Annotated in this window: 18 protein-coding genes; 13 read left to right on the forward strand and 5 right to left on the reverse strand. The window is 62.5% G+C overall.

Annotation, left to right across the window (positions count from 1 at the left end; genetic code table 11):
- Positions 1 to 46: 46 nt before the first annotated feature.
- Complete coding sequence (locus CFII68_RS21665) at positions 47 to 1,024, reverse strand: NADPH:quinone reductase (RefSeq protein WP_018602671.1); 978 nt, start codon at positions 1,022 to 1,024, stop codon at positions 47 to 49.
- A 163-nt stretch (positions 1,025 to 1,187) separates the two neighbouring features.
- Between CFII68_RS21665 and hemF the strand changes: the two genes are divergently transcribed.
- Together hemF and aroE are read left to right on the forward strand one after the other, a co-directional pair.
- Positions 1,188 to 2,102 carry an oxygen-dependent coproporphyrinogen oxidase gene (gene hemF, locus CFII68_RS21660; protein WP_018602672.1) on the forward strand — a complete coding sequence of 305 codons (915 nt, stop codon included), beginning with the start codon at positions 1,188 to 1,190 and terminating at the stop codon, positions 2,100 to 2,102.
- A gap of 13 nt (positions 2,103 to 2,115) precedes the next feature.
- The gene (gene aroE, locus CFII68_RS21655) at positions 2,116 to 2,937 is read left to right on the forward strand and encodes a shikimate dehydrogenase (RefSeq protein ID WP_018602674.1); all 822 of its coding nucleotides are present in this window, start codon (positions 2,116 to 2,118) and stop codon (positions 2,935 to 2,937) included.
- A 129-nt stretch (positions 2,938 to 3,066) separates the two neighbouring features.
- Here aroE and CFII68_RS21650 read toward each other — a convergent pair whose 3' ends face one another.
- From CFII68_RS21650 to betC, 3 genes are all read right to left on the reverse strand, one after another.
- Positions 3,067 to 4,635: a SulP family inorganic anion transporter gene (locus CFII68_RS21650; RefSeq protein WP_018602676.1), complete on the reverse strand. Its 1,569-nt coding sequence runs from the start codon at positions 4,633 to 4,635 to the stop codon at positions 3,067 to 3,069.
- Positions 4,636 to 4,824: 189 nt separating this feature from the next.
- Complete coding sequence (gene choX, locus CFII68_RS21645) at positions 4,825 to 5,745, reverse strand: choline ABC transporter substrate-binding protein (protein ID WP_018602678.1); 921 nt, start codon at positions 5,743 to 5,745, stop codon at positions 4,825 to 4,827.
- 15 nt (positions 5,746 to 5,760) lie between these two features.
- Positions 5,761 to 7,275 carry a choline-sulfatase gene (gene betC, locus CFII68_RS21640; RefSeq protein WP_018602680.1) on the reverse strand — a complete coding sequence of 505 codons (1,515 nt, stop codon included), beginning with the start codon at positions 7,273 to 7,275 and terminating at the stop codon, positions 5,761 to 5,763.
- Between the two features lie 114 nt (positions 7,276 to 7,389).
- On the opposite strand from betC, the gene CFII68_RS21635 reads away from it, so the two are divergent.
- Positions 7,390 to 8,340 carry a LysR family transcriptional regulator gene (locus tag CFII68_RS21635; protein WP_014335842.1) on the forward strand — a complete coding sequence of 317 codons (951 nt, stop codon included), beginning with the start codon at positions 7,390 to 7,392 and terminating at the stop codon, positions 8,338 to 8,340.
- A gap of 95 nt (positions 8,341 to 8,435) precedes the next feature.
- Here CFII68_RS21635 and CFII68_RS21630 read toward each other — a convergent pair whose 3' ends face one another.
- Complete coding sequence (locus tag CFII68_RS21630) at positions 8,436 to 9,095, reverse strand: NAD(P)-dependent oxidoreductase (protein ID WP_018602682.1); 660 nt, start codon at positions 9,093 to 9,095, stop codon at positions 8,436 to 8,438.
- An 84-nt stretch (positions 9,096 to 9,179) separates the two neighbouring features.
- On the opposite strand from CFII68_RS21630, the gene CFII68_RS21625 reads away from it, so the two are divergent.
- The 10 genes from CFII68_RS21625 to CFII68_RS21580 all read left to right on the forward strand — a co-directional run bounded on the left by CFII68_RS21625 (position 9,180) and on the right by CFII68_RS21580 (position 20,528).
- Positions 9,180 to 9,506, forward strand: coding sequence for a DOPA 4,5-dioxygenase family protein (locus CFII68_RS21625; protein WP_018602685.1), 327 nt, complete (start codon positions 9,180 to 9,182; stop codon positions 9,504 to 9,506).
- A 463-nt stretch (positions 9,507 to 9,969) separates the two neighbouring features.
- Positions 9,970 to 11,277, forward strand: coding sequence for a CitMHS family transporter (locus CFII68_RS21620; RefSeq protein ID WP_014335839.1), 1,308 nt, complete (start codon positions 9,970 to 9,972; stop codon positions 11,275 to 11,277).
- A 60-nt stretch (positions 11,278 to 11,337) separates the two neighbouring features.
- Complete coding sequence (locus CFII68_RS21615; protein ID WP_018602688.1) at positions 11,338 to 12,105, forward strand: TerC family protein; 768 nt, start codon at positions 11,338 to 11,340, stop codon at positions 12,103 to 12,105.
- A gap of 349 nt (positions 12,106 to 12,454) precedes the next feature.
- Complete coding sequence (locus tag CFII68_RS21610; protein ID WP_018602690.1) at positions 12,455 to 14,113, forward strand: Na/Pi cotransporter family protein; 1,659 nt, start codon at positions 12,455 to 12,457, stop codon at positions 14,111 to 14,113.
- Positions 14,114 to 14,313: 200 nt separating this feature from the next.
- Positions 14,314 to 15,705, forward strand: a complete 1,392-nt coding sequence (locus tag CFII68_RS21605) for a pitrilysin family protein (protein ID WP_018602693.1) — start codon at positions 14,314 to 14,316, stop codon at positions 15,703 to 15,705.
- Between the two features lie 224 nt (positions 15,706 to 15,929).
- Complete coding sequence (locus tag CFII68_RS21600) at positions 15,930 to 16,955, forward strand: DUF5924 family protein (protein WP_018602695.1); 1,026 nt, start codon at positions 15,930 to 15,932, stop codon at positions 16,953 to 16,955.
- Positions 16,956 to 17,007: 52 nt separating this feature from the next.
- Positions 17,008 to 18,156: an ABC transporter permease gene (locus CFII68_RS21595; RefSeq protein WP_018602697.1), complete on the forward strand. Its 1,149-nt coding sequence runs from the start codon at positions 17,008 to 17,010 to the stop codon at positions 18,154 to 18,156.
- On the forward strand, positions 18,153 to 18,956 hold the full coding sequence (locus tag CFII68_RS21590; RefSeq protein WP_018602699.1) for an ABC transporter ATP-binding protein: 804 nt from the start codon (positions 18,153 to 18,155) through the stop codon (positions 18,954 to 18,956). The genes CFII68_RS21595 and CFII68_RS21590 overlap by 4 nt, the downstream gene beginning before the upstream one ends.
- Position 18,957: 1 nt before the next feature.
- Positions 18,958 to 19,896: an MlaD family protein gene (locus CFII68_RS21585; protein ID WP_018602701.1), complete on the forward strand. Its 939-nt coding sequence runs from the start codon at positions 18,958 to 18,960 to the stop codon at positions 19,894 to 19,896.
- Complete coding sequence (locus CFII68_RS21580) at positions 19,893 to 20,528, forward strand: ABC-type transport auxiliary lipoprotein family protein (RefSeq protein ID WP_018602704.1); 636 nt, start codon at positions 19,893 to 19,895, stop codon at positions 20,526 to 20,528. The genes CFII68_RS21585 and CFII68_RS21580 overlap by 4 nt, the downstream gene beginning before the upstream one ends.
- Positions 20,529 to 20,546 lie beyond the last annotated feature (18 nt).

A 20,546-nucleotide genomic window follows, 5' to 3' on the forward strand; every position in this document is an offset into this window, starting at 1 on the left:
GGAGCAAGGCTTGCCCGCGATGAGGCCATCACAAACACCCTGTAACTCAAGGCAGGAGAATGGTCGACCCCGTCGTGCGCCGCGCCGACAACTCGGTATGGGCCTTGGCCGCTTCCGCCAGTGGGTAACGCTGGTTGATGTCCACCGTGAGTTTGCCGCTGGTGATCATTGCGAACAGTTCATCGGCCATGCGCTGCAGGTTTTCGGCGTTGTTGGCGTAGGTCGCCAGGGTCGGGCGGGTGACGTAGAGCGAGCCCTTGGCCGAGAGAATTCCCAGGTTCACACCGTCCACCGCACCCGAGGCGTTGCCGAAGCTCACCACCAGGCCACGGGGGGCGACGCTGTCCAGCGACGTCAACCAAGTGTCCTTGCCAACCCCGTCGTACACCACGGGCACCTTCTTGCCGTCAGTCAATTCCAGCACCCGCTGTGCGACGTTTTCCTTGCTGTAGTCGATGGTTTCCCAAGCGCCGTGGGACTTGGCGATGGCGGCTTTTTCCGGCGAGCTGACAGTGCCGATCAGCTTCACGCCCAAGGCCTTGGCCCACTGGCAGGCCAGGGAACCCACGCCACCAGCGGCGGCGTGGAACAGGATGGTTTCACCGCCCTTGAGTTCATAGGTCTGGCGCAGCAGATACTGCACGGTCAGGCCCTTGAGCATCACGCCCGCCGCCTGTTCGAAACTGATGGATTCGGGCAAATGAACCAGGTTGGCCTCGGGCAACACATGCACATCACTGTAGGCCCCCAGCGGGCCGCTGCCGTACGCCACCCGATCGCCGACCTTGAACCGCGTGACGTCCGAGCCGATCGCCTCGACCACGCCCGCGCCTTCGGCGCCCAGGCCCGATGGCAATGCCGGTGGCGGATAAAGGCCGCTGCGGTAGTAGGTGTCGATGAAATTCAGGCCGATCGCCTTGTTGCTGACGCGCACCTGCTGCGGGCCGGGCTCGGCAGGCGAGTAATCGACGTACTCGAGCACTTCGGGACCGCCGTGGGAATTGAACTGGATACGTTTGGCCATCTTCACTTTCTCCTTGTCGCAGGACTTTTACCAAGCCCGCTATCGGACTCCTAAGCTTGACCGTCGTCAACTGTGGTGTGGGCAAGTGCGGTGGTATCCTGTGCGCCCATTTGCCACCGGCCCGCCATACGCCGCGTAGCGTAGCCCTGATCAAGGTGATGTCATGTCCACTCGCACCGAGGCCGTGAAAGCCTACCTGCTCGACCTGCAAGACCGTATTTGCGCCGCCCTGGAAACCGAGGACGGCGGCACGCGCTTCGTCGAAGATGCCTGGACCCGGCCTGCCGGGGGTGGCGGGCGCACGCGGGTGATCGAGAACGGCACGGTGATCGAAAAGGGCGGCGTCAACTTTTCCCACGTCTTCGGCAGCGGCCTGCCACCCTCGGCCAGTGCCCATCGGCCAGAACTGGCCGGGCGCGGCTTCGAAGCCTTGGGCGTGTCGCTGGTGATCCACCCGCACAACCCGCACGTGCCGACCTCCCACGCCAACGTGCGTTTCTTTAGCGCCGAAAAGGAAGGCGAAGAGCCGGTCTGGTGGTTTGGCGGCGGCTTCGACCTGACGCCTTACTACGGCGTCGAGGAAGACTGCGTCCATTGGCACCGTGTCGCCGAGCAGGCCTGCGCGCCGTTCGGCCCCGAGGTGTACCCGCGCTACAAAGCCTGGTGCGACAGCTATTTCCACCTCAAGCATCGCAATGAGCCCCGGGGCATTGGCGGCCTGTTTTTCGACGACCTGAACGCGTGGGATTTCGACACCTGCTTCGCCTTCATCCGCGCCATCGGCGACGCCTACATCGATGCCTACCTGCCGATCGTGCGCCGCCGCAAGCACGACGCGTTCACCGCCAAACAGCGGGAATTCCAGGAGTTTCGCCGTGGGCGCTACGTGGAATTCAACCTGGTCTACGATCGCGGCACCCTGTTCGGGCTGCAATCGGGTGGACGTACCGAATCGATCCTGATGTCCCTGCCACCGCAAGTACGCTGGGGCTACGACTGGAAAGCCGAGCCGGGCAGCGAAGAAGCGCGGCTGACCGAGTACTTCCTGCAGGATCGCGATTGGCTGGCGACGGCCTGAACGAGGATTGTCCATGGACCACTACGTTGTAATGGGTAACCCGATCGGCCACAGCAAGTCGCCGTTGATCCATCGCCTGTTTGCCGAGCAGACCGGGCAAACCCTGGACTACAGCACGCTGCTGGCGCCCCTGGAGGATTTCGCCGGTTGCGCCCGAGCATTTTTCCGCGAGGGACGTGGGGCAAACGTCACGGTGCCGTTCAAGGAAGACGCCTTCCGCCTGGCCGATAGCCTGACCGAGCGGGCCCAGCGAGCCGGGGCGGTCAATACGTTGAGCAAACTGGCCGACGGTCGCCTGCTGGGTGACAACACCGACGGCGCCGGGCTGGTCCGGGACCTGACCGTCAATGCCGGCTTCAGCCTCAAGGGCAAACGCATCCTGCTGCTGGGGGCTGGCGGCGCGGTGCGCGGTGCCCTGGAACCGCTGCTGGCCGAAGCGCCGGCCTCGGTGATCATCGCCAATCGCACGGTGGAAAAGGCCGAATTGCTGGCCGAGTTGTTCGCCGACCTGGGCCCGGTCTCCGCCAGCGGGTTCGACTGGCTGCAAGAGCCGGTGGACCTGATCATCAACGCCACTTCCGCGAGCCTGTCGGGGGATGTACCGCCGATTGCCGCCAGCCTGATCGAGCCCGGCAAGACGGTTTGCTACGACATGATGTATGGCAAGGAACCGACCTCGTTCTGCCGTTGGGCCAAGGAACACGGCGCGGCGGTGGCAATGGATGGCCTGGGCATGCTCGCCGAACAGGCGGGCGAAGCGTTCTACCTGTGGCGCGGGGTACGCCCGGACACCGCGCCAGTGCTGGCCGAGCTGCGCCGCCAGCTGGCGCTTTAAGCTGTTGTGGGAGCAAAGCTTGCTCGCGACGCAGGCGCCTCGGTTTCCAAAAGACCGCGTCGTATTCATCGCGAGCAAGCTTTGCTCCCACAAGTCCTCTTGCACCAAGTTTTGTGTACCTGAGCCCTTTCAGTCTTCGAAGTGAATCGGGCACTTCTGCGCCCCCTCCAGCTTCAACAACTCCTCCACCACCTGCGGCCGGGCCATGCGCAAGGTCAGGCTCCGCCCCTGGCTGCGCAGGCGCCGGGCTTCCTGGTGGAGCATTTCCACCCCGGAATAATCGATAAAGTTGATCTGCTGGGCATCGATGACCACCCGCTGCGCCTGCAACCGTTGCAGACGCGCTTGCAGGTAATGGCTGGCGCCGAAAAAGATCGAGCCGCCGACCCGCAGGATTTCCGCCTCCCCTTCGCGAAAATGCTGCACCCGCGGCTGTGAGGTGCGCTTGAGGTAAAAGAACAGCGAAGCCAGTACGCCGGCATAGATTGCGGTTTGCAGCTCCAGCAGCAACGTGGCCAGGCAGGTCAGGCCCATCACCACGAATTCGGCGCGGCTCACGCGGTACAACGCCCGGATACCGCGGTGGTCCACCAGCCCCCAGGCGATCAGCAAAATGCTGCCGGCCATGGCCGGGATCGGGATGTGCGCGATCAGGTTCGCCCCGGCGACCGCAAACAACGCCACCCACAAGGCCGAGAACACCCCAGCCAGGGGCGAGCAGGCCCCGGCTTCATAGCTGAGGCCGGAACGGGTAAAGGAACCGGCCGACAATGATCCGGAGAAAAATCCGCCAACGATGTTGGAAAGCCCCTGCGCCCTCACCTCCTGGTTCGCATCGAGCAATTGCCCGGAACGTACCGACAACGAGCGGGCGATGGACAGGCTGGTGACCAGCCCGAGCATGCCCACCGCGACCGCCCCGGGCAGCAGGCGCAGGATCAGCTCCAGGTCCAACGGCAACAGCGTGAGCGGCGGCAGGCGCCCGGCAAAGGCACTGACCAGCGCCACATGCGCGAACATCGCCGGCCACAACCAGACCACCAGGCTGCTGATGACTAAAGTTATCAACAGGCTCGGCCAGCGCGGCAGCAAGCGCTTGAGCACCACGCCCAGGACCAGGGTCCCCAACCCCAACAGCAGCGACGGCTTATCCACAGCCCCGATGTGGTCGACCAGCATCAGCAGGCCCCTCAGCGCCGTGGCTTCGTTCGGCAGGTCGAGGCCCAGCAGGTTCGGCAACTGCCCCAGGGCGATGACCACCGCCGCGCCCAGGGTGAAACCCAGCACCACCGAGTGCGAGACGAAATTCACCAGCGCCCCGAAACGCAACAAGCCCAGCAACCATTGGAAAATACCCGCCAGCACCGTCAGCAGCAGGATCAAGGTGATGTAGTCCTGGCTGGCGGGGACGGCCAGCGGACTGACGGTGGCGTACAAGACGATGGAAATCGCCGCCGTGGGCCCGCAGATCAGGTGCCACGACGAACCCCACAGGCAGGCGATCAGCACCGGCACGATCGCCGCGTACAAGCCGTACTCCGGTGGCAAACCGGCAATCAGGGCGTAGGCAATGGACTGCGGCAACGCGAGAATCGCGCCGCTCAGGCCGACGATCAGGTCACGGCCGACACTGGCGCGGGTCTGCCGGGGCAGCCAGCTCAGGAAAGGCAAGAGTGAACGGCGCGTGGGGATTGCCATGGGGCCTCAAGGATGGGGTTTGCAAACAAGGGTATCAGGACAAGGCACCGTTCTCCCTGTGGCGAGGGGATTTATGTGGGAGCAAAGCTTGCTCGCGAAACAGGCACCTCGGTCTCTGAAAGACCGAGTCGTCTTCATCGCGGGCAAGCTTTGCTCCCACATAAATCCCCTTGCGACAGTGCTCCGCCGTCAGAGCTTGGCCTTCACCGCCGCCAGCGCATCCTTGCCATCGAGGGTCTTCACACCGTCCAGCCATTTATCCAGGACCGCCGGGTTGGCCTTGATCCAGGCCTTGGCCGCGTCGGCGTTGCTGACCTTGTTGTTCACCACCTCAGACATGATGCTGTTTTCCATGTCCTGGGTGAAGCTCAGGTTGGTCAGCAGCTTGCCCACGTTCGGGCAGGCCTGTGCATAACCCTTGCGGGTCAGGGTGTAGACGCTGCCGGTGTCGCCGAAGTATTTCTCGCCGCCCTTGAGGTAGTGCATTTTCAATTGCACGTTCATCGGGTGCGGGGTCCAGCCGAGGAAGGTCACGAACTTCTGTTTCTTCACCGCCCGGGAGACTTCCGCCAGCATCGCCTGCTCGCTGGATTCCACCAGTTTCCACTCGCCCATGCCGAAGTCGTTGGTCTTGATGATTTCTTTCAGGGAGAGGTTGGCCGGAGCGCCGGAGCCGATGCCGTAGATCTTCTTGTCGAACTTGTCGGCGAATTTGTTCAGGTCGGCAAAGTTATGCACACCGGCGTCCCAGACATAGTCCGGGACCGCCAGGGTGAACTCGGTACCGTCCAGGTTCTTGGCCAGTTGCGTGACGTCGCCATTGGCCACGAACTTGTCATAGAAACCCTGCTGCGCCGGCATCCAGTTACCCAAAAACACATCCACCTGGCCATCCTTGAGGCCACCGAAGGTGATCGGAACCGCGAGGGTGTCGACCTTGGCCTTGTAGCCCATCCCGTCCAACAGGAAACCGGTGATGGCATTGGTGGCGGCGATATCGCTCCAGCCTGGGTCGGCCATCTTCACCGTTTCGCAGCTTTGCTCGGCCCAGGCCGAAACACTGCTCAACGCCAACAGCCCAGCGGTCAGTACTGTGGATAACTTTTGCATGGCTTGCCCCTTACGTTATTGGTTTTGGCAGGGTTGTGGATAACGGGCCTTGCGCTCCAGATCGTCGAGGTCGATGTGGTTACGCATGTACTGCTGGCTGGCGTCCACCAGCGGCTGGTGATCCCAGCTCTTGAGTTTGCCCAGGCTCAACGCCTGGGCGACGAAACGGCGGCGCCGCTGGCTGGCGAGCACCTGTTGATGAATGGTCGGGATGTCCCACTTGGCACGCGCCTCGGCGAGAAAATCGGCGAACAAGGATTGATGCTCAGGGGATTGGCTGAGATTTTCCAGTTCCTTGGGATCGTTGCGTACGTCGAACAGCAGGCACGGGTCATCTTCGCTGTAGATGAATTTCCACGGGCCGCGACGGATCATCATCAAGGGGCTGATGGTGCCTTCGGCCATGTATTCACCGAAGACTTCGTCATGTCCGCCCTGCCCTTGCAGATGCGGCACCAGCGAACGGCCATCCAGCGGCAAGCCCGGTTCCAGCGTGCCGCCGGCCAGCTCGACCAGGGTCGGCAGTAAATCGGCGGTGGACACAGCCGCGCCCACCCGGCCACTGGCGAACTGCCCCGGCGAACTGATCAGCAACGGCACGCGGGCGGCCATTTCGAACCAGTGCATTTTGTACCAGAGGCCCTTTTCGCCGAGCATGTCCCCGTGATCGCCGGAGAATACGATGATCGTGTCGTCCAGCAGACCGGTGTCTTCCAGGGTTTGCAGGAGCTTGCCGACGTTGCTGTCGATGTAGCTGCACGCGCCGAAATAGGCGCGGCGGGCATCGCGAATCTTATCCACAGGCAGCGGTTTGTCCCACAGGTCATAGACCTTCAGCAGCCGCTGGGAATGGGGATCGAGCGCCGTTTGCGCCGGGGTCTGCGGCAAAGGGATGTCGTTGTCGTCATACAAATCCCAGAACGCCTTGGGAATCGTGTACGGGTCGTGTGGGTGGGTCATCGATACGGTGAGGCAAAACGGCTGGTCACCGTCCTCGCGAATGTGGTCGAACAGGTACTGCTGGGCCTTGAACACCACTTCTTCATCGAAATCCAGCTGGTTGGTGCGCACGCACGGCCCGGCCTGCAACACCGACGACATGTTGTGGTACCAACTCGGCCGCACGTCCGGCTCGTCCCAGTTCACCGCCCAGCCGTAATCGGCCGGGTAAATGTCACTGGTCAGGCGCTCTTCGTAGCCGTGCAGTTGGTCCGGCCCGCAAAAATGCATCTTGCCGGACAGCGCCGTGCGGTAGCCGAGGCGGCGCAGGTAATGGGCGTAGGTCGGCACGTCCGCCGGGAAATCCGCCGCGTTGTCGTAGGCGCCGATCTTGCTCGGCAACTGGCCGCTCACCAGGGTAAACCGCGACGGTGCGCACAGCGGGCTGTTGCAATAGGCGGCATCGAACACCACGCCCTCAGCGGCCAGGCGCGACAGGTTAGGCAGCTTGATCGGCGAAGGACCGTAGATCGGCAACATTGGCGCGGCCATTTGATCGGCCATGATGAAAAGAATGTTCTTGCGCTTCATGTATTCGCGGCATTCCATAGTAGGCAGTTATGCGACATTGCTGCGATTGAGCATGTAGCCCCCGGGTTTTGGGGTAAAGCCCATGCAGGATAATGACTAGGATAAGCACAGCTTATGTATGACGCCCTGGGTAACCTGTCCCTGGAACTGTTCCGTGCCTTTGAAGCCGCGGCGCGCCAACAAAGCTTTACGGCGGCGGCGATTGAGCTGGGCACCACGCAACCGGCCATCAGCCAGCAGATCAAGCGCCTGGAAGAGCAACTGGGTACGCGGTTGTTCGACCGCATCTATCGCGGCATCGAACTGACCGAGGCCGGGACGATCCTGTTCGAGCAGGTCCAGGCCGGCTTGCAAAGCATCGACGCCGGGTTGAGCGCGATCACCGCCCAGCATCAGCATGAGGTGCTGCAAGTCGCCACGGACTTCGCCTTCGCCGCCTACTGGCTGATGCCGCGTCTGCATCGCTTTCACGCGGCCAACCCGCAGGTGGACGTCAGCCTGGTGACCAGCGAACGCAACCACAACATGCTGCGCACCGATATCGACGTTGCGGTGCTGTTCGGCGACGGTCGCTTCAAACAGGGCGAAAGTCGTTGGCTGTTCAGCGAAGAAGTCTTTCCAGTGTGCAGCCCGCTGCTGCTCAAGGAACGTCCCCTGCCCTTGTCCGCCCAGGCCTTGGCGGAGTTTCCATTGCTGCACCTGCGCGCGGGCAACAGCAACAGCTGGTTCGACTGGAGCGGCGTATTCCGCGAGCTGGGTATCACCTCGCCGCCGGCGCCCGGGCAACTGCGCTTCGACAACTACACACTGCTCATCCAGGCGGCGATTGGCGGCCAGGGCGTCGCCATCGGCTGGCGGCACCTTGTGGATAACTTATTGGCCCAGGGGCTGCTGTGTCGTCCTATCGCTGAAACGGTGCTGTCGCGGCTGGGGTATTACGTGGTCTTGCCCCAGCGTAAACGCCGTGGTGTGTTGATCAGGCAATTCGTCGATTGGCTGATGGAAGAACAGGCCAACAGTGCCGAATCGCTCACGGGGCTGCCGTTGCCGTCGATTGCTGTTTGAGTGCGTGGGTAGATGATGGTTTTTTGGGGCCGCTTCGCAGCCCAGCGGGGCGGTGCGACGTTTCGCTAAATCCCCTCGCCACAGGATGTCCACAGCTAGTGGGCGGCCACGAAGCTGACGTGCTCGCCCACGTGCAGGTTCAGGCGCAGCTCATCGGCGATGCCGACCGCCACCCGGTTGAGCCGCTCCAGGGATTCGGCCATGCCGGGTTCGAGGCTGGTACTGACCTGGCTGAAATGTTCGATACCCAGGCCAGGCGCGGCATAGGGTGCGTTGATCAAGGTCCACTGCAAGGTGCTGTTCTTCAGGGCATCGAGCACTTCTTCGGCGGCATGGCGCTGCAAATCGTCGTCCGTCGGCTCCTCGTCGAGCACCGCAAAGTCGCCCACCAGGAACAGCCGGGGAATATTCACCGCCTGCATGCCGGCGATCAGTGCATCCACGGCCAATACTTGCTCCACCGGGCCGGGAATCAGTGTGCGCTCCACTTGTTCGCTGTTCATCGGCAACCCCGGCGCGTTGAGCAGACACACCACGGCGCTGGCACCGGCAACACTTTGCTTGACCCGCTCGGGATCGAAAAGATCACCGGTCTTGGTCCGCAGGCCCGGGCGTGGAGCCAGGGCAGTAAGATCGTCGAGAATGGCGATGACTTCGTGCTGGCGCCGCAGCATTTCAGCCATCAACGCACTGCCGAGGCTGCTCATGGCACCATAGAGCACCACTTTGGTGACCGGGGTTTCGGCGTTTTTCATGGCTGCTTTCCTATTTATCCCGCGTGTAAAGGCTCTGACCCGCGGCAAACGGCGAGGGTTCGGCCTCTTTTCAAGGAGTGACAGATGCAGCGGATCAAGGGCTACCACGCCCACGTGTATTTCGACGCCAGCACCCTGGACCAGGCGCGGGCCTTGTGCGAGGAAGCGGCGCAACTGTTCCCGCTGAAAATGGGCCGCGTTCATCAACGCCCGGTCGGCCCGCACCCGGACTGGAGCTGTCAGCTGGCCTTCGACCCGCAGTACATAGGCGTGGTCTTGCCGTGGCTGGCGCTCAATCGCAAAGGCCTGGTGATTTTCCTGCACCCGGAGACCGGTGATGACCTGATCGACCACACCGAGCATGCGATCTGGATGGGCGCGGTGCGGCCGTTGAATCTCTCAGCATTTTGATTGACCGGTGGAGCACCGATTTTCTGTGGGAGCAAAGCTTGCTCGCTATAAAGACGCCGCGGCTCTCAAGTGGGAATGTGTCAGCTTCATCGCGAGCAAGCTTTGCTCCCACAGGTGAGCTTTGCCCCACAGATAAATTTTGCTCCCACAGGTGAGCTTTACCCCACAGATAAATTTTGCTCCCACAGGTGAGCCTTGCCTCACATAAAAACTCCATTGCCTGCAACGAAAGCTGACTGAAAGCTTCCGCGATTAGGATCACCTCACTTCCGGCAAGAGACCGGTCGGCCAAAAGCGAGTTTTCAAGGCTCGCTCGGCCCTTTTAACAACAACAATGGTGATTCTGATGTCCGCTGCTACCCGTCCCGCTGCACCCACTCCATCCGTTCCCCTCGTGCTCTGCATCCTGCGCTGACCTGTCCGGTTCGCCTTTCATAGCCGCGCCACGCCTGGAGTATTTCCCATGCTGACTTTCCTTGGCTTCGCCATGGTCATTACGTTCATGTTCCTGATCATGACCAAGCGCCTGTCCGCGCTGATCGCCCTGATCATCATCCCGATCCTGTTCGCCCTGTTCGGTGGCTTTGCGCCGAAAATCGGCCCGATGATGCTCGAAGGCATCACCAAGCTCGCCCCGACCGGGGTGATGCTGATGTTCGCGATTCTGTATTTTGCCCTGATGATCGACTCCGGCCTGTTCGACCCGGCCGTGCGCAAGATCCTCAAGCTGGTCAAGGGCGACCCGTTGAAAGTTTCGGTCGGTACCGCCGTTCTGGCGCTCGTCGTTTCCCTTGATGGTGACGGCGCGACCACTTACATGATCTGCGTGGCCGCGATGCTGCCGCTCTACAGCCGCATCGGCATGAGCCCGCGCATCATGGCTGGCCTGATCATCCTCGCCGGCGGCGTGATGAACATGACCCCATGGGGCGGCCCGACGGCCCGTGCGGCCAGTGCGCTGCATGTGGACCCGTCCGACATCTTCGTGCCGATGATTCCCGCGATGCTGGCCGGTGTGGTGGCGATCCTGGCGATTTCCTACATGTACGGTAAGCGCGAGCGTGCGCGCCTGGGTGAACTGCACCTGGTCGGAGATGAAATCGACCACAGCGAAATCAGCGTTTCCCAGTTCCCGGACGCTCGTCGTCCAAAGCTGATCTGGTTCAACGGCGCATTGACCCTGGGCCTGATGTGCACCCTGATCGCCGGCCTGTTGCCGCTGCCGGTGCTGTTCATGGTGGCGTTCAGTATTGCGATGATCGTCAACTACCCGTGCCTGCAACAGCAGAAAGACCGCGTTGCGGCCCACGCCGGCAGCGTGTTGGCGGTGGTCGGGCTGATTTTCGCGGCCGGTATCTTTACCGGCATCCTGTCCGGCACCGGCATGGTCGACGCCATGTCCAAGAGCCTGCTGGCGGTCATCCCGGAGTTCCTCGGCCCTTACCTGGCGGTCATCACCGCGCTGGTGAGCATGCCGTTCACGTTCTTCATGTCTAACGATGCATTTTATTACGGGGTGTTACCGGTTCTCGCCGAGGCAGCCAGCCATTACGGCATCACCGCCGTTGAAATGGCCCGTGCCTCCATCGTCGGCCAGCCCGTCCACCTGTTGAGCCCACTGGTTCCGTCGACCTACCTGCTGGTAGCCTTGGCCGGGATCGAGTTCGGCGATCACCAGCGCTTCACCTTGAAGTGGGCAGTACTGGTTTGCCTGTGCATAATGTTCGCCGCCTTGCTGATGGGGATTTTTCCGCTGTTCAGCACTCTATAAAAGCAACGCCCGCTGCGTCGTCTCGGCGGCGCGGCCTAACACTCGCTCAAAGGAACTCACATGGAATGGCTGACCAACCCGGAAATCTGGGTTGCCTTCTTTACTCTGACCGCCCTGGAAATTGTCCTGGGCATCGACAACATCATCATGATCTCGATCCTGGTCAGCCGCATGCCCAAGCACATGCAGGCGCGCACCCGGATCTTCGGCCTGGCGCTGGCCATGATCACGCGGATCCTGTTGCTGCTGTCCATCACCTGGGTCATGCGCCTGACGGCCGATTTGTTCGAAGTGTTCGGCCAGGGCATCTCCGGTCGTGACCTGATCCTGTTCTTCGGTGGCCTGTTCCTGCTGTGGAAAAGCTCCCAGGAGATGTACCACGCGCTGGAAGGCGAAGATGAAACCAACGACGAACCTTCGGGCAAGGGCGGCAACTTCATCTACACCATCATCCAGATCGCGATCATCGACATCGTGTTCTCCCTGGACTCGGTCATTACTGCCGTCGGCATGGTCTCCCACGTGCCGGTCATGGTGGCAGCGATCATCGTCGCCGTGCTGGTGATGATGCTGGCTTCGGCCACCATCAGCGAGTTCATCGACAAGCACCCATCGCTGAAGATGCTGGCGCTGTCGTTCCTGCTGGTGGTCGGTACCGTGCTGATCGCCGAGTCGTTCGACGTGCATGTGCCAAAAGGCTACGTCTACTTCGCCATGGCATTCTCCCTGGCGGTGGAAGCCATCAACATCAAGATGCGTACTGCCATGGCGCGCAAGCGCAAGCAGCAGGATCCGGTGAAACTGCGCAAGGACATGCCGGGTCAGTAACGGCATAGGGCAATGAATGAAGGGGCTCTTGGAGCCCCTTTTTCATGCCCGTGAAAAGCAAACCTGCCATTTGGGTTGGAAATACATGACCTGTGGGAGCGGGCTTGCTCGCGAAAGCGGTGGATCAGATGGCATTAATGTGACTGACCTACCGTTTTCGCGAGCAAGCCCGCTCCCACAGGATCTCTGTCGTTCTGGACGATCGGATTTTATGACGGATTTGTTTCAAACGATTCTTTAGCTGTGCAATGCTGGCGCCCGAACCGTTCGCCAACTACAGCTTAAGTACAAGAACGAAGAATGTGGCATCGCCAATTTGTCCCTTTGGGACGCTAACAGGGGGCTTCTCATGCTGACCCTGCTGAACTTGCTCTCCGCCGTCGCCCTGCTGATCTGGGGCACGCATATCGTGCGTACCGGCATCTTGCGGGTCTATGGCTCGAACCTGCGCCATGTCATCGGCCAGAACATGTCCCGGCGCTGGCTGGCGTTTATCGCGGGCATCATGGTCACGGCCATGGTCCAGAGCAGCAACGCCACGGCCATGCTCGTCACCTCGTTCGTCGGCCAGGGCCTGATGGCGCTGACCCCGGCGCTGGCGACCATGCTCGGCGCCGATGTCGGCACCGCGCTGATGGCACGGGTGCTGACCCTCGACCTGTCGTGGCTGTCGCCGCTGCTGATTTTCCTCGGGGTGATTTTTTTCCTCTCGCGCAAACAGACGCGCGTCGGGCAAATGGGCCGGGTCGGCATCGGCTTGGGCCTGATCATCCTGGCCCTGCAATTGATCGTCGAAGCCGCGGCGCCCATCACCCATGCCCAGGGCGTGAAAGTGATCTTCGCCTCGCTGACCGGCGACATCCTGCTCGATGCGTTGGTCGGCGCGCTGTTCGCGATGATCTCCTATTCCAGCCTGGCCGCCGTGCTGCTGACCGCGACCCTGGCCGGTGCCGCGGTGATCAGCCTGCCGGTGGCCATCGGCCTGGTGATCGGCGCCAACATTGGCAGCGGCGTGCTGGCGTTCCTCAGCACCAGCATGCAGAACACCGCCGGGCGCCAGGTGGCGCTGGGCAGCCTGCTGTACAAGCTGATCGGGCTGTTGTTGATCATCCCGGTGCTCGATCCGCTGGTGGGTTGGCTGGACAGCCTGGATTTCAGCCCCCAGGAAACGGTGATTGGTTTCCATCTGCTCTACAACACCGTGCGGTGCCTGGTGCTGCTGCCCAGCGTCGGCCCGATGGCCAGGCTCTGTGCCTGGCTGCTGCCGGAGCGGCCCGATACCAACGGCACGGCCAAGCCGCGACATCTGGACCCTACCGCCCTCGTCACCCCGAGCCTGGCGCTGGCGAACGCGGCCCGGGAAACCTTGCGTATTGGCGACCTGATCGAAAACATGCTCGAAGCCATGCTGGACGTGCTGCGCGGTGCGCAAACGGCGGTGACCCAGGACGTGCGGCGCATGAGTGACGACGTCGAAGCGTTGTGCAGCGCAATCAAGTTGTACATGGCGCAAATGCCCCGCGAGGACCTCAGCGAACAGGACAGCCGCCGCTGGGCGGAAATCATCGAGCTGGCGATCAACCTGAAACTGGCCAGCGACCTGATCGAGCGCATGTTGCGCAAGGTCCAGCAGCAGAAGACCTCGCAACGTCGCTCCTTTTCCGAAGTAGGCCTGGAGGAGTTGGCGGGGCTGCACAGCCACCTGATCGCCAACCTGCGGCTGGGGCTGTCGGTATTCCTCAGTGCCGACCGGGAAAGCGCCCGTCAGTTGCTGCGTGAGAAACGTCGCTTTCGGGCGCAGGAACGGCGCATGGCCCATGCCCATGTCAGCCGCTTGCAGCGCAAGGTCGTGCAAAGCCTGGAGACCAGTTCCCTGCACCTGGAGCTGATCGCCGACATGAGGCGCCTCAATTCGCTGTTTTGCGGCAGCGCCTATGTGGTCCTGGAGACCGCCGAGATCGGCGCGCTGGCGGCGGATGAAATTAGCGACATTACCCATTCGCCGTGAACGACTGGCGCATTGGTCAGTCAGTAACAATGTCAGTCAATAACAATGGCTCGGGCCTGAAAGCGTTCGCCGGCCCGCCTGCTCCCGTTGTCATGAAAAACGCATAGATTCGATAGGGGAGCGAGCCGACTCCGGGCGGCGATCCGCCGATGACGGCCTGCCCGGCACCATGGACCCCACTCAGTCGCCAGGAAGCCCTTATGCGTTGTCTGTTGTTCGCCTTTCTTTTGCTCGGCTCACTGCCCGTGGTCGCCCTGGACCGGTTCCAGGTCGAAGGCTATATGTTGCCCAACGGCATGCAACTGCTGCTCAAGCCCGGCACCGAGCGCGGGCATGTGGCGATCCGCCTGGTGGTCGGCGTGGGCCTGGACGACTTCAGTTGCGCCGACAAGGAACTGCCGCACCTGCTTGAACACCTGCTGTTCAGCGGCGTCGATGAGAGCGGTGAAGGCGGCCTGGAGGAGCGCATGCAGGCCTTGGGGGGCGAGTGGAATGCCTTCACCAGCAATGCCGACACCACGTTCGTCATCGAGGCGCCGGCACGCAATCAACGCAAGGTCCTGGAGCTGCTGCTGGCGCTGTTGACCCGCACCCGCATCGATGAAAAAGCCCTGGAGGCAGCCAAGCGGGTGGTGGAACGCGAGGACGGTGGCCACTACACCCACCTGCAACGCTGGCTCGATCACCAGGACCTGGGCCACAAGGCCAGCAACCAGTTGGCGGTTGAGTTGGGCCTGCGGTGCGCGGAACGGGCCGAGGTCGAGCGCCATACCCTCGCCCGCCTCGAACAAGTGCGCAAGGCCTGGTATGCGCCGAACAACATGACGCTGATCGTGGTCGGCGATCTCGACCGACTGCTGCCGGCCTATCTGGAACGTGCCTTTGGCGAACTCGAGCCGGTGGAGCCCAGCGCGCACGAGGCGTTGCCGCAGATCCGCTACAAGGCGGTCACCAAGCGCAACCTGATCCGTGGCCTGGCCGGCGACAGCGCCAAGCTTCATTGGCTGTTCCCGGAACCGGTGCTGGACGAGCAGCATGACGAAACCTTCGACCTGCTCAAGGATTACCTGGACTGGGCGCTCTATCGCCAATTGCGCCTGGCCCATGGCCTGTCCTACGGGCCGTGGACCGAACGCGAGGTGCTCGGCGGCGTCGGCTTCTTCAGCCTGAACGCCGACCTGTCCCGCGAAGACTTGCCCGAAGCCGAACAGGCGCTGGAAGAACTGCGCAAGACCTTACTCAAGGATGGCCTGGACCCCGCCGATTTCGTGCGCATCAAGCGCGCGGCCATTGCCCATCAGTCCTGGGCGGTTCAAGGCAACAGCGCACTGGCCGATTACTACTGGAGCGCCCTGGGCAATTATGAAGACGGCCGTTTCGCCAACCCGGCCCTGCGCCTGCAGGGGGTGAGCCTGGAACAAGCCAACGTGGCCCTGCGCGAACTGCTCAAGGACCCGGGTTACCTGCGCATCGAGAAGCCGTTGCTCAGTGACGATGAGCTCGTCTGGGGGCTGGGCGGTTTGCTGGGGGTGCTGTTGCTCGGGTTGGTGGTGTGGCAGGTGCGACGCAAGGCTCGACCGAACGAAGAATGATCTCGGGGCGGCACACATTTGTGGCGAGGGCATCTGTCTGCTGTGTGGGAGCAAGGCTTGCCCGCGATGGACGCGACGCGCGTCTTTCAGAAACCGAGGCGCTTGTTTCGCGAGCAAGCTTTGCTCCCACAGCAAATCCCACTTGCCACAGAGCACTCGTCACATCGATGTCCTGACGATACTCTGTCAGGGATATTTCCTACGACTTACTGTGAAACCACCGAATGCAGAACCTGACTCTCTACATCCAGCGCCTCCTTGAACTGATGAAGCGCTATCCAGGGGTCATCGCGCTCGGTGGTTTCATTTCCGGGGTCGGCAGTTTCATGCTGGTGGACCGCCAGCAGGGCTTGGCGACCTGGATCGCCATCATGATGCTGGTGAGCTGGCTCTGGCTGATGGTCGAAAACAGCATGACCCGGCTGTTCACGCGGATTTTCAAACGGGAAATCCCCCAGCCGCTGCTGCGCTACGCCACCCAGATGATTCACCAGGAGAGCCTGTTTTTCGTCCTGCCGTTTTTCTTCATCACCACCACCTGGAACAGCAGCCAGTTGATTTTCACCGGCCTGCTGACGGTCGCGGCGCTGATTTCGATCACCGACCCGCTGTACTACAAATGGCTGGCGCCCCGGCGCTGGGCGTTCCTGGCGTTGCACACGCTGACGCTGTTCGCCGCCCTGCTCACCTCTTTGCCGGTCATCCTGCACCTGACCACCGACCAGAGCTTCAAGCTGGCGCTGGGCATTGCCATGCTGCTGTCGTTCCCCAGCCTGGCCTCGATCTTCCCGATCCGCACTGTACGCAACGCCTTGGCGATCCTCTGCATCACCCTGGGGATTGGCGCCGCCGGCTGGGTGCTGCGCTCCTGGGTGCCACCGGCCACGCTGTGGATGACCGAAGTGGCGATCAGCACCCAACTGGAGGACCGCACGCCGGGCGCCAGCCTCAAGGAGGTCAGTGCGGCCCAGATCCGCGGCAGCGGCCTGTACGCCTACACCGCCATCAACGCGCCGCGAGGGCTCGACGAGCGGATTTATCACGTCTGGCAGTTCAACGGCAAAGAAGTCGACCGCATCGCCCTGGACATCCATGGCGGACGCAAGGAAGGCTATCGCGCCTGGACCCACAAGCAGAACTTCCCGCAAGACCCGACGGGCAAATGGCAAGTGCGGGTGCTGACGGAAAATGGCCAGATGATCGGTGTGCTGCGTTTCACTGTGAACGCCGCCACACCCGAAGCAAAATAACGGCGGTCGTGCTATTAGGTAGCGCTGTTCAAGTCGAACGAGCATGGAGCTTATGACCCCCGGATCCCCCACTGGCACTGCCCGGCTGGACACGTCTAGCGCCCCCGCGCAGCTATGGGTCAGCGGCGACTGGACGCTGGCCCACTACGCGCAGCTCAAGCGCTTGAGCGAATCCTTGCGCGGCCAATACGACGAGAACACCCTGATCGACCTCAACGGCCTCGGCGCCCTCGACACCGCCGGGGCTTCGTTGCTGGTGGAACTGCTGGGCTCCGAACGGCTGGGCAAGACCGCCGAGCACCCCGATTGCAGCTTGCCGGCCGCCGAGCGGGCGCTGTTGCAGACGGTCTATTGCTCGCTGACGGACTTCTGCGTGCCGGTGAAAGAGCAGCCCGTCAGCGTGATGACACAGTTGCTGACGCGTATCGGCCGCGCCGTGGACAAAGTCTGGCAAGACACCCTGCAACTGCTGGGTTTTGTCGGCCTGATCCTCGAAACCCTGGCCCGCAACCTGTTTCGCCCCAGGCGCTGGCGCATGACAGCGATGGTCGTTCACATCGAACAGACTGGCCTGGACGCCGCTCCTATCGTCGCCCTGCTGACGTTCCTGGTCGGCGCGGTGGTGGCGTTCCTCGGCGCGACGGTGCTGGCCGACTTTGGCGCCAGCATCTTTACCGTGGACCTGGTGGCATTCTCGTTCCTGCGTGAATTCGGCGTGTTGCTCACGGCGATTCTCATGGCGGGCCGCACCGCCAGCGCGTTCACCGCGCAGATCGGCTCGATGAAGGCCAACGAAGAAATCGACGCGATCCGCACCCTGGGCCTTGATCCGGTGGAGTTGCTGGTGGTGCCACGGGTGCTGGCGCTATTGGTGGCGCTGCCGATGCTGACCTTCCTGGCCATGCTCTCGGGCATTATCGGCGGCGGTGTCGTGTGTGCCCTGTCGCTGGGTATTTCCCCGGCCATGTTCCTGTCGCTGTTGCAGTCGGACATTGGCGTGCAGCATTTCCTGGTGGGGATGGTCAAGGCGCCGATCTTTGCCTTCCTGATCGCCGCCGTGGGCTGCCTGGAAGGTTTCAAGGTCAGTGGCAGTGCCGAATCGGTCGGGGCTCACACCACGTCCAGCGTGGTGCAGTCGATTTTCGTGGTGATTGTGCTCGATGCCGTGGCCGCGCTGTTTTTCATGGAGATGAGCTGGTGAGCCAACCCCCGCGGCCGCCCACCGAGGCGGTGATTCAAGTGCGCGGCCTGCGCAATCGCTTCGGCCGCCAGAGCGTGCATGAAAACCTCGACCTGGACGTGTACAAGGGCGAGATTCTCGCCGTGGTCGGCGGCTCCGGCAGCGGCAAATCGGTGCTGCTGCGCAGCATTGTCGGCCTGAACCGGCCCAGCGAGGGTTCCGTGCGGGTGTTCGGCCAGGACTTGCCGAGCCTACCTGCGGAGCAACGTTCGCGGGTGGAACGGCGCTTTGGCGTGCTGTTCCAGAAAGGCGCGCTGTTTTCGTCACTGACCGTGACAGAAAACGTCGCCCTGCCACTGATCGAACACGCCGGGCTCAGCCGGGCCGACGCCGAGCACCTGGCAGCGGTGAAACTCGCGCTGGCCGGGCTGCCACTCTCGGCCGCAGACAAGTACCCCGCCTCGCTGTCCGGCGGCATGATCAAGCGCGCCGCCCTGGCCCGTGCGCTGGCCCTGGACCCGGACATCCTGTTTCTCGACGAACCCACCGCCGGCCTCGACCCCATCGGGGCGGCGGCGTTCGACCAGTTGATCCTGACGCTGCGCGATGCCCTGGGCCTGAGCGTGTTCCTGGTCACCCACGACCTGGACACCCTCTACACCATCACCGACCGGGTGGCGGTGCTCGCGCAGAAAAAAGTGCTGGTGGCCGATGTCATCGACAAGGTGTCGGAAACCGACGACGCCTGGATTCACGAATACTTCCATGGCCCTCGCGGCCGCGCGGCGTTATCGGCCGCTACACAATCCAACGAGGTTTGACATGGAAACCCGAGCCCATCATGTGCTGATCGGCCTGTTCACCGTCATTGTGGTGGCCGGCGCCCTGCTGTTTGGCCTATGGCTGGCCAAGTCCAGCGTGGACAGCGAGTTCAAGGATTACGAAGTGGTGTTCAACGAGGCGGTCAGCGGGTTGTCCCGGGGCAGCTCGGTGGAGTACAGCGGGATCAAGGTCGGCGACGTCGTCAACCTGCGCCTGGACCCGAACGACCCACGCCGGGTGCTGGCGCGGGTGCGCTTGAGCGCAGAAACACCGATCAAGCAAGACACCCAGGCCAAGCTGGCACTGACCGGCATCACCGGCACTTCGATTATCCAGCTCAGTGGCGGCACGCCCCAGAGCCCGGCGCTGACCGGGCACGACGGCGAACCGCCGGTGATCATCGCTGCGCCCTCGCCTATTGCCCGCCTGCTCAACAACAGCGATGACTTGATGACCAGCATCAACCTGCTGCTGCACAACGCCAATGAGGTGTTTTCCTCGGACAACGTCCAAAGCCTGGGCAAGACCCTCGAGCATCTGGAACAAACCACCGGGGTCATTGCCGAGCAGCGCGGCGATATTCGCCAGGCCATGCAGCAACTGGCGTCCATCGGCAAACAGGCCAGCGCCACGCTGGAGCAGACCACGGCGTTGATGCGCAACGCCAATGGCTTGCTGGACGATCAAGGCAAAGAGGTCATGGGCAGCGCCGGGCAAGCCATGCAATCTCTGGCCCGCAGCACGGCAACCTTCGACAAACTGCTGAACGACAACCGCGACTCGTTGAATAACGGCATGCAGGGCCTCAATGCCCTGGCGCCCGCCGTGCGTGAGCTGCGCGAGACCCTGAGTGCCTTGCGGGGTATTTCCCGACGGCTGGATGCCAACCCCAGCGGTTATTTGCTGGGCAATGACAAGGACAAGGAGTTCACGCCATGAAGCCGTCCAATCGATTCCTGCGCCCTGGCCTGTTGCTGGCAGGATTTATCCTGATGGCGGGCTGCTCGATTTTGCCCAAGACCGAACCGGCGGACGTCTATCGCCTGCCCGCCACCCAGGCGCCGGCATCTGCGGGCACGGCGGTGAACTGGTCGTTGCGCCTGGCCAGCCCGCAAGCCAGCGAAGTGCTCAACAGCCCGAAAATCGCGGTGATCCCCCAGGGCAATCTGTTCAGCAGCTACGCCGCCTCGCGCTGGAGCGACCCGGCCCCGGTGCTGTTGCGCAACCGCCTGCTCGATGGCTTCGCCCAGGATGGACGCGTGAGGTTGTTAAGCGTCGCCGACAGCAACCTGCAAGCGGACCTGGAGCTGGGCGGGCAATTGCAGGCGTTCCAGACTGAATACCAGGGCACTGCGGCCAGCGTGGTGATTCGCCTGGACGCGCTGCTGGTGCGCGGGTTCGACCAGCGCATCCTGGCCAGTCGCCGGTTTGAAGTGCGCCAGCCGTTGAGCGATGTGAAAGTACCGGCGGTGGTGGACGGCTTCGGCCGCGCCGGTGACCGGCTGACCGCCGAAGTGGTGGCCTGGACATTGGAGCAAGGCCAGCGTTTCGCAACGCCGACCCAACCCTAGGGGCCGCCGGGCGACTCA

Origin of the sequence: Pseudomonas sp. CFII68, assembly GCF_000416195.1 — a bacterium.
Lineage (GTDB): Bacteria > Pseudomonadota > Gammaproteobacteria > Pseudomonadales > Pseudomonadaceae > Aquipseudomonas > Aquipseudomonas kilonensis.

Excerpts from the sequence above, each read along its gene's own strand:
- choX (WP_018602678.1), bottom strand. The coding sequence starts at position 5,745 with ATGCAAAAGTTATCCACAGTACTGACCGCTGGGCTGTTGGCGTTGAGC.
- CFII68_RS21620 (WP_014335839.1), top strand. The coding sequence starts at position 9,970 with ATGCTGACTTTCCTTGGCTTCGCCATGGTCATTACGTTCATGTTCCTG.
- CFII68_RS21585 (WP_018602701.1), top strand. The coding sequence starts at position 18,958 with ATGGAAACCCGAGCCCATCATGTGCTGATCGGCCTGTTCACCGTCATT.
- CFII68_RS21595 (WP_018602697.1), top strand. The coding sequence starts at position 17,008 with ATGACCCCCGGATCCCCCACTGGCACTGCCCGGCTGGACACGTCTAGC.
- CFII68_RS21610 (WP_018602690.1), top strand. The coding sequence starts at position 12,455 with ATGCTGACCCTGCTGAACTTGCTCTCCGCCGTCGCCCTGCTGATCTGG.
- CFII68_RS21615 (WP_018602688.1), top strand. The coding sequence starts at position 11,338 with ATGGAATGGCTGACCAACCCGGAAATCTGGGTTGCCTTCTTTACTCTG.
- aroE (WP_018602674.1), top strand. The coding sequence starts at position 2,116 with ATGGACCACTACGTTGTAATGGGTAACCCGATCGGCCACAGCAAGTCG.
- betC (WP_018602680.1), bottom strand. The coding sequence starts at position 7,275 with ATGAAGCGCAAGAACATTCTTTTCATCATGGCCGATCAAATGGCCGCG.
- CFII68_RS21605 (WP_018602693.1), top strand. The coding sequence starts at position 14,314 with ATGCGTTGTCTGTTGTTCGCCTTTCTTTTGCTCGGCTCACTGCCCGTG.
- hemF (WP_018602672.1), top strand. The coding sequence starts at position 1,188 with ATGTCCACTCGCACCGAGGCCGTGAAAGCCTACCTGCTCGACCTGCAA.
- CFII68_RS21600 (WP_018602695.1), top strand. The coding sequence starts at position 15,930 with ATGCAGAACCTGACTCTCTACATCCAGCGCCTCCTTGAACTGATGAAG.
- CFII68_RS21630 (WP_018602682.1), bottom strand. The coding sequence starts at position 9,095 with ATGAAAAACGCCGAAACCCCGGTCACCAAAGTGGTGCTCTATGGTGCC.
- CFII68_RS21635 (WP_014335842.1), top strand. The coding sequence starts at position 7,390 with ATGTATGACGCCCTGGGTAACCTGTCCCTGGAACTGTTCCGTGCCTTT.
- CFII68_RS21580 (WP_018602704.1), top strand. The coding sequence starts at position 19,893 with ATGAAGCCGTCCAATCGATTCCTGCGCCCTGGCCTGTTGCTGGCAGGA.
- CFII68_RS21625 (WP_018602685.1), top strand. The coding sequence starts at position 9,180 with ATGCAGCGGATCAAGGGCTACCACGCCCACGTGTATTTCGACGCCAGC.
- CFII68_RS21665 (WP_018602671.1), bottom strand. The coding sequence starts at position 1,024 with ATGGCCAAACGTATCCAGTTCAATTCCCACGGCGGTCCCGAAGTGCTC.
- CFII68_RS21650 (WP_018602676.1), bottom strand. The coding sequence starts at position 4,635 with ATGGCAATCCCCACGCGCCGTTCACTCTTGCCTTTCCTGAGCTGGCTG.